The organism is Arthrobacter oryzae, from assembly GCF_003634095.1.
GTDB lineage: Bacteria > Actinomycetota > Actinomycetes > Actinomycetales > Micrococcaceae > Arthrobacter > Arthrobacter oryzae.
This window is the reverse complement of the sequence record NZ_RBIR01000001.1, coordinates 927,726-936,214: the sequence shown is the minus strand read 5'-3', so window position 1 is coordinate 936,214 and position 8,489 is coordinate 927,726. Positions and strand designations below refer to the sequence as shown.

General features: G+C 66.4%; 7 protein-coding genes. All 7 read left to right on the top strand.

Features of this window, described 5'->3' with window-relative positions:
- A partial coding sequence (locus C8D78_RS04365; protein ID WP_244208234.1) for an ATP-binding cassette domain-containing protein occupies positions 1-882 on the top strand: 882 nt, incomplete at its 5' end.
- A gap of 118 nt (positions 883-1,000) precedes the next feature.
- A complete protein-coding gene (locus C8D78_RS04360; protein ID WP_120950601.1) occupies positions 1,001-2,431 on the top strand; it encodes an aldehyde dehydrogenase family protein in 1,431 nt (476 codons plus the stop codon).
- Positions 2,432-2,455: 24 nt separating this feature from the next.
- Entirely contained in the window at positions 2,456-4,405 is a 1,950-nt protein-coding gene (gene iolD / locus C8D78_RS04355) for a 3D-(3,5/4)-trihydroxycyclohexane-1,2-dione acylhydrolase (decyclizing) (protein ID WP_120950600.1), read from the top strand.
- A complete protein-coding gene (locus C8D78_RS04350; RefSeq protein WP_208641859.1) occupies positions 4,402-5,190 on the top strand; it encodes an HpcH/HpaI aldolase family protein in 789 nt (262 codons plus the stop codon). Before iolD ends, C8D78_RS04350 begins: the two co-directional genes overlap by 4 nt.
- Positions 5,191-5,221: 31 nt before the next feature.
- Positions 5,222-6,433 (top strand): Gfo/Idh/MocA family protein, encoded by a 1,212-nt coding sequence (locus C8D78_RS04345; RefSeq protein WP_120950599.1) that lies wholly within the window; start codon positions 5,222-5,224, stop codon positions 6,431-6,433.
- 2 nt (positions 6,434-6,435) lie between these two features.
- Positions 6,436-7,464, top strand: a complete 1,029-nt coding sequence (locus C8D78_RS04340; protein WP_120950598.1) for a LacI family DNA-binding transcriptional regulator — start codon at positions 6,436-6,438, stop codon at positions 7,462-7,464.
- An 80-nt stretch (positions 7,465-7,544) separates the two neighbouring features.
- Entirely contained in the window at positions 7,545-8,477 is a 933-nt protein-coding gene (locus tag C8D78_RS04335; protein WP_120950597.1) for a hydroxyacid dehydrogenase, read from the top strand.
- The last annotated feature ends 12 nt before the right edge of the window (positions 8,478-8,489 follow it).

Here is an 8,489-nt window from a genome sequence, read left to right as displayed (position 1 = left end):
GACCCGCTCACCCACACCCCCGTGCACCTGCTCTCCCTCGACGGGGTCGCCAAGCACTACGGGAACATCATCGCCCTCTCCGATGTCACCATGGCGGTGGACAACGGCCGCGTCACCTGCGTGCTGGGCGACAACGGCGCGGGCAAGTCCACGCTGATCAAGATCATCGCCGGGCTGCACCAGCACGACGCCGGAACCCTGAAGGTCATGGGCGAGGACCGGAAATTCTCCTCCCCCCGTGACGCCCTGGACGTGGGCATCGCCACCGTCTACCAGGACCTCGCCGTGGTGCCGCTGATGCCGATCTGGCGGAACTTCTTCCTCGGCTCCGAGCTGACCTCCGGTTTTGGCCCGTTCAAGAGCATGGACGTCGAGAAGATGAAGGAGATCACGCTCAAGGAACTCGCCGCGATGGGCATCGACCTGCGCGACGTCGAGCAGCCCATCGGCCAGCTCTCCGGCGGTGAACGCCAGTGCGTCGCGATCGCCCGCGCCGTGTACTTCGGCGCGAAGGTCCTGATCCTGGACGAACCCACCGCAGCCCTGGGCGTGAAGCAGTCCGGCGTGGTGCTCCGCTACATCCTGCAGGCCCGCGACCGCGGCCTCGGGGTCATCTTCATCACCCACAACCCGCACCACGCCTTCCCCGTCGGGGACCGGTTCCTGCTGCTCAAGCGCGGCAAGTCGATCGGCTACTACGACAAAAAGGACATCACCCTCGACGAACTCACCGCCCAAATGGCCGGCGGCGCCGAACTCGCCGAACTCGCCCACGAACTCGAACAACTCGGCGGCCACGGCGACATCGTCAAGGAAGTCCAGGCAGAGGTCGCCGAAGTCGACTCAGAACGCCAGGGCATCGGCTCACACGCACGGCACTAGCCATCACCTCCAAGGCTCCGGCGCAACGCTGGAGACGACAGATCACATTCAATTCGAACGGCAAACCCCGATTCCCGCAGGATCGGTAGGGCCGCTCGTCCACCCAGATGGAGCAACCATGCAAATGCTAATCGCCGGAACCTGGCGCGGCGCCGCCGACGGCAGGTCCGAGGAAGTCCGGTCACCCTTTGACGGCCGGATCATTGACACGGTCCCCGTTGCTACGGTTGAGGACGCCCAGGCCGCCCTCGACCGCGCCGAGATCGGCGCCCACCTGCAAAGGACCACGCCGGCGCACGTGAGGGTGGACATCCTCCTGCGCGCCGCGGCGCTGGCTGATGAACGCGCCGAGGACATTGCCCAGACCATCAGTGCGGAAACCGGGAAGCCGATCACCGAAGCCAGGGGAGAAGCCAGCCGCTCCGGCAACATCATCCGCCTGGCTGCCTACGAAGGAAGCCAGCTGTACGGCTCCACCCTTCCGCTGGACGCCAACGCGGGCACCGGGCTGGACAAGATCGGCTTCACCCTCCGGCAGCCGTGCGGCATCGTCGTGGCCATCACGCCCTTCAACTACCCCGCGCTGCTGGTGCTGCACAAAATCGCCCCCGCTCTGGCAGCCGGCAACGCCGTGGTGCTGAAGCCTGCCCGCGCGACCCCGCTGACCGCCTTGAAGCTGGCGCAGTGCTTCGTGGACGCCGGACTCCCGCCGGAGGCGCTGTCTGTCCTGACCGGCCCCGGAAGCACCCTCGGCGATGTGCTCGTCACTGATCCGCGGGTACGGAAAGTCTCGTTCACCGGGTCCACCGCCATAGGCACCCGCATCAGCTCGATCGCAGGAGTCAAGAAACTGTCCCTGGAGCTCGGTGCCTCCTGCCCGGTCATCATCCTCCCGGACGCTGACATTGAACTGGCCTCCAGCGCCGTGGCGGCAGGCGGTTTCATCAACGCCGGCCAGGTCTGCATCTCCGTGCAGCGGGTCATCGTTGACCGCCGGGTCGAAGCAGACTTCCTGGACGCACTCGTGCCCAAGGTGGAGGCGATCGCGGTGGGCAACCCCAAGGAAGAGGGCACACGCCTCGGCTCGCTCATCTCAGAAGAGGAAGCGGCGCGCGTCCACTCCTCGATTAATGAAGCCCGCCACTCAGGGGCCAAAGTCCTCACCGGCGGGGACCGCCAGGGAGCAGTCGTCACCCCGGCCGTCGTCGCGGGCGTGGACCCCCGCTCTCCGCTAAGCCGCAACGAACTCTTCGGACCCGCCGTCGCCGTTTCCTCGGCGTCGGACATCGAATCGGCCATTGCCATGGCCAATGACAACGACTACGGTCTCGGCGCCGGAATCTTCACCAGCGATATCGCCGGAAGCATCCGGGCCATGCGCCAGATTGACGCCGGAAATATCCACATCAACTGGACGCCCCTCTGGCGGGCCGACCTCATGCCCTACGGAGGGCTCAAGGGCAGCGGCATCGGCAAGGAAGGCGTCCGCTCCGCAGTGCAGGAAATGACCGAGGAAAAAACGGTCATCCTGCACGGACGCCCCTGGTAACCCACCACCTACTGGAATAAGGCAATGACCACTAACCCACAGACCATCAGGCTCACTACCGCCCAGGCGGTCATCAAATACCTCTCGGTTCAACACTCCGTTACCGACGGCGTCAGGCGCCGCCTGGTCCCTGCAGCCCTTGGGATCTTCGGACACGGCAACGTCGCCGGCCTAGGCCAGGCCTTTGACGAAATGGCCGATGACATGCCGTTCATCCAGGGCCGCCACGAACAGTACATGGCCCACATTTCCACTGCCTTTGCCAAGGCGAGCCGGCGCCAGGCCGTCCTCGCCGTCACGGCTTCCATCGGTCCGGGCGCCCTCAACCTCGTCACCGCCGCCGGACTGGCAACCGTGAACAGGCTTCCCCTGCTCCTCCTCCCCGGGGACACGTACGCGACCCGTCATCAGGGTCCGGTGCTGCAGCAGCTCGAGCACCCCACCGAAGCGGATGCCACCGTCAACGACGCGTTCCGCCCGGTTTCGCGCTTTTTTGACCGCATCACCCGTCCCGAGCAGCTCCTGACGGCCCTGCCACAGGCCATGCGCGTGCTGACCAGTCCCACGGATACCGGCGCGGTGGTCCTGTCCTTGCCCCAGGACGTGCAGTCCCACGCCTACGATTTCCCGGCCGACTTCTTCGCCCCCCGGGACTGGAAGATCCGTCGCCCCCTGCCCGACCCGGCAGAGATCGAGGAGGTGGCAGAGCTCATCCGGGCCGCACGTCGCCCGGTAATCATCGCCGGCGGTGGCATTCACTACTCGGACGCCCACGCGGCACTCGAGCGTCTGGCCGGCCAAGCCGGCATTCCGGTGGTGGAAACTTTCGGCGGCAAGGGTGCAGTCACCAAGGATGAATGGTGGCAGGTGGGCGGCGTCGGGCTCGAAGGCAACTTCGCCTCCAACGTCCTGGTCAAGCAGGCCGATCTGGTGCTCAGCGTGGGAACGCGCCTCACCGACTTCGCCACCGGCTCTCAGTCCATCTTCGAATACGACGACGTCACGTTCGCCGCACTGAACGTCGTGGACGCCGACACCCGCAAGCAGGGTGCCACCGGAATCCTCGCCGACGCCCGGCTGGGGCTCGAAGCCCTGGCCCAGGCGCTGGAAGGACACAGCACGCCTGATGCCTGGCAGGACACCGTCCAAACGGAGAAAGCCCGCTGGGCGCCCATCCGGACACAGTGGCTGGATGCAGACACCCCCTACAACGCTGAGGATCACCCGCACGCACCGGTGACCGCAGCGGTCCTCACCCAGCCGCAGCTGATCGGGATCATGCAGGAACACGCACGTTCCGGGGACACCGTCATCGCCGCGGCAGGCGGACCTCCGGGTGACCTGCAGAAGGTGTGGGATGCCACGGGGAACCGGCACTGCCACCTGGAGTTCGGATTCTCCTGCATGGGCTACGAGATCGCGGCCGGCATGGGCGTCCGCCTGGCCGAAGGCAACAATGACAACCGCGTCGTCACCTTCATCGGCGACGGCACGTTCCTGATGGCACCCACGGAGATCCTAACCGCGGCGCAGGAAGGGCTCAACGTCACGGTCATCGTCTCCGAAAACCACGGATACCAGGTCATTCACCGGCTGCAGATGAACCGCACCGGCAAGGAATTCGGCAACGAGTTCCGCTACCGCACAGCCGGAGGCAGCGTGGCAGCCGCCGATGCCCCCAAGGCCCGCCTCGACGGCGAGTACCTCAAGGTGGACCTGCGGCAGATCGCCGAGGGCCTCGGCGCACTGGCCATCCGGGCCACCACCGCGGCGGAGGTCAGGGACGCACTGGCCTCCACCCGCGACACGCAAGGTCCCGTCGTGATCGTGGTCCCCACGGTGCCCCACGTGGACCTGCCCGGCGGCGACGTCTGGTGGGATGTGGCTCCCGCGGAAGTATCCGAACAGGAATGGGTCCGCACCCTGCGCGCCGACTACGAGCAGGCACGCGGCCGCCAGCGGTGGTTCGGATGAGCAACGAACCAATCAATTCAGGACCGCTGGACGCCGGGCAGCTGCGCCGACGCCTATCCGACGGCGAAGTCACCGTCGGCACCTTCGTGGGAATGTCCTCGGCAACGGCCGCCGAAGTCTGCGCTGCGGCGGGCGCCGACTGGGTGCTGATCGACCTTGAACACGGCTCCGGTGGTGAAGACGCGGTCCGTGACGGCGTCATTGCCGCCGGGAGCTACGGCGTTCCGACCATCGTCCGGGTCGAATCCGGGGACCGCATCCGGATCGGCCGCGTCCTGGACCAGGGAGCCGCGGGGATCATGGTTCCCCGGTTGAACACCGTCGACCAGGCCGCAGAATCGGTCCGGCACATGCTGTATCCGCCCCACGGAGACCGCGGCGTGGCCACCTACAACCGGTCCTGCCGCTGGGGCATGGACCGCCGGACCCTTACCGAACCCCGCCAGGAAACCCTCGGCATCATCCAGATCGAAACCCTGGAAGCGCTGGCGTCCGTCGAAGACATCGCGGCCCAGGACGGCGTCGACGTCGTCTTCGTCGGACCCCTGGACCTGTCCTACGCGCTGGGCGTCCCGCTGCAGCTGGACAGCAGCGTCTTTCAGGAGGCCCTGCAGCGCGTCGTCTCCGCGGCGCAACAGCACAACAAGGCGGCGGGAATCCTGGCCGTGGACGGTCCGGGAGCTGCCAAGTATGTCCGGCAGGGCTTCCGGTTCGTCGCCATCGGCTCCGACTCGACCATCATGGCGGCGGCGTTCCGCGACGCCTTCGACACCGCCCGCAACTGACCACAACGTTTTTAGAAAGAAAGGCAAGAACGTGAGCACAGAAACCCGCACCATCGGTGTCGGCCTCATCAGCGTCGGATGGATGGGAAAGCTCCACTCGCGCGCCTACCAGGCCGTACCGTACGTTTACCCCGAACTCGGCCTGACGACCAAGCTCGTCATCGCCGCCGACACCGAACCCAGCAGAATCGAGTTCGCAAAGGATGTCCTCGGCTTCGCCGAGGGCACCGCCGACTACCACGATGTCCTCAACCACCCCGACGTGGACGTCGTATCCATCTGCGCACCCAACTTCCTCCACGCGGAAATCGGCATCGCGGCCGCCAAGGCGGGCAAGCACTTCTGGATCGAGAAGCCGGTCGGGCGCGGCTATGCGGAAACGGCCGCTGTGCAGGAAGCAGCCGTGGAAGCCGGCGTAGTTACCTCCATCGGCTACAACTACCGGCACGCCCCCGCCGTGGAGCACGCCCGCGAGCTCGTCGCCTCCGGGCGCCTGGGCCGGGTGACCAACGTCAGGGCGGTGTTCTTCTCCGGGTACGCCTCCGAACCCAACGGCGCCCTGTCCTGGCGCTTCGACCGGAAACTCGCCGGCACCGGCGTGCTGGCCGATCTCTTCAGCCACGCCACCGACCTGTGCCAGTATGTAGTCGGACCCATCGCCGAGGTCACTGCGCTGACCAGCACGGTCTACACGCAGCGGCCAAAGCTCGCCATGGGGTCGGCTACACACTTCGCGGTGATCGAAAACGGGGAAATGGGTGAGGTTGAAAATGAGGACTACGCAGCAGCGCTGGTCCGCTTCGGCCCGTCCGCCCGCGGCGCCGGGGCCGTCGGCACCATCGAGTCCTCCCGCGTCGCCGTGGGACCGGAATGCGGTTACCAGATCGAAGTCTACGGAACCGAAGGTTCGCTCAAATGGGACTTTGAACGCATGAACGAACTCAAAGTCTGCCTGGGCCGCAACAACGACGAGCAGGGCTACACCACCGTGAACGCCAGCCCGCGTCACGGCGACTACGCCCGCTTCCAGCCCGGACCGGGCAACAGCATGGGCTTCGACGATCTCAAGGTCATCGAAGCGAAGAAGTTCCTCGTCGCCGTCGCAGGAGGCGCCCAGGAAAATTCGAACATCCATGATGCCGCCTCCGCCGCGGCGATCGTCAGCGCCGCCGAGGCGTCCTCACTGTCCGGACAGTGGCAGAAGATCGAGGAAATCCACGGCACAACTGCGGCGCGGAGCTAACCATGGCGACTGCATCTGGCCGGCGGCCAACGATCTTGGACGTGGCCGAACGTGCCGGCGTATCGAAGTCCTTGGTTTCCCTCGTGCTGCGCGACTCTCCCCGGGTCAGCGCCGAACGCCGCCAGCGGGTGCTGGACGTTGTGGAAGAGCTGGGCTACGAGCTCAACACGGCCGCGAGGTCGCTCTCAACCCGCAGCAACGGAACAATCGGCGTGCTGGTCAGCGATCTGCACAACCCCTGGGCCTTTGATGTCGTCGACGCCGCCCGGCCGGTACTGGAAGAGGCCGGCCACACCGTGCTCTTCAGCGCGGTCACGGCGTCGGCGGCGGCCGGCGGGGGAGTGGACCTGTCCATCCTCCAGGCCTTCCGCGATCTGCGGGTCGCCGGCCTTCTCGTCGTTGGTACCGTCCCGGACAAGGCACCGTTTAACCGCGTTGTCTCGGGCGGAGCCGTCGTCTTCGCCGGCGGAGGCCCGGACTACATCGACACAGCCGATGTAGTCCGGAGCGACGACGCCCACGGCTTCTCCATGGTTGTGGACCACCTCATCGACCAGGGCCATGAACGCATCGCACACCTGGGCGGGCTCGGCGGTTCAGTCGGGACCGCACGCGCCAGCGGATACACCGAGGCCATGGAACGCCATGGTCTCGGACGAAACATCCACATTGTTGATGCGGACTTCTCCCAGGAATCCGGATACGTGGCAGCTCAACGGGCCCTCGGCTCGTCCGGCCGGCTGCGGCCCACGGCACTGGCCTGCATCAACGATCTGGCAGCCCTGGGAGCGATGACCGCCGCAGATGAACGCGGACTTCAGGTCGGGATCACCGGCTACGACAACATCTCCCTCGGCGCCATGCCCCGGCTCGGTCTGACCACTGTCGATCCCGACAGCTCGACGATCGGCGTCACCGGGGCGAAAACGCTCCTGCAGCGCATCCAGGCACACGACTTTGGCGGCGGCTTCGTCCACCAGCCCATCGTCCCGCACCTGGTCATCCGCAAGTCCAGCCTGCTCGGCATCTGACCCACCCCCTCATTCGTATAGTCACCCCACGGCCCTCCAAGGGCCGGCCGGGGCGCACCCTCACATCTTCAAGGATGACGATGGCTTCAATAACCGCACCCCAAATAGTCGTAGCTCTCGGCGACGTGGAGGCCGGACTGGTCGAACCGGTGCTGGCGCCCCACCAACAAATGATTCATAACCCCACAGAAGAAGATCTCGCCCGGGCCGATGCCGCCATCGTCCGCGCCGCCTACCCCGTGGACCGTGAACTCCTTGACCGCATGCCCGCCTTGAAGGTGATTGCCCGGACGGGCGTCGGTACCGATCTCGTCGACGTCGCCGAGGCAAACCGCCGCGGCATCCCGGTGGTGATCACCCCGGGAAGCAACACCGCATCCGTCGCTGAGGGGGTCTTCGCCCACCTCCTCGCACTCGTCAAGAAGCTGTCCACCCTGACGTCGCTGGTCCGGGACGGCCGCTGGGAGGAGAGGTCGTCCGTCAACGTCGGCGACCTCGAAGGATTCACCCTTGGCATCATCGGCTACGGCCGCATCGGGCGCCGCGTCGCCCGAATCGCCGAAGCCTTTGACCTCAACGTCCTGGCCTTTGACCCGTTCGCCGAGGTCCCGGCCGGCATCCGCTGCGAGACGGTGGAGGACCTGCTGCGCCGCAGCGATTTCGTCACCCTGCACGTGCCGCTGACGCCGGAAAACCACAACCTCATCAACGCCGAACGCATCGCACTGATGCCGTCCGGTGCCATCCTCATCAACTGCAGCAGGGGCGGCCTCGTTGATCTGGAGGCGGCGCACGGTGCCCTCCTCACCGGTCAGCTGGCTGGTCTCGGTCTGGACGTCTTTGATCCCGAGCCCCCGGAACACCACCCCGTGTTTGACCACGGCAACGTCGTGCTGACCCCGCACCTGATGGGTTTCACCCGTCAGGGAATGGTTCACACCGTCCGCGACGCCGCCAAGGGCGCCGTCGACGTCCTGGCCGGCCGCACCCCCGCGGCGGTGGCCACACCGTGAACAGCGGAGGCT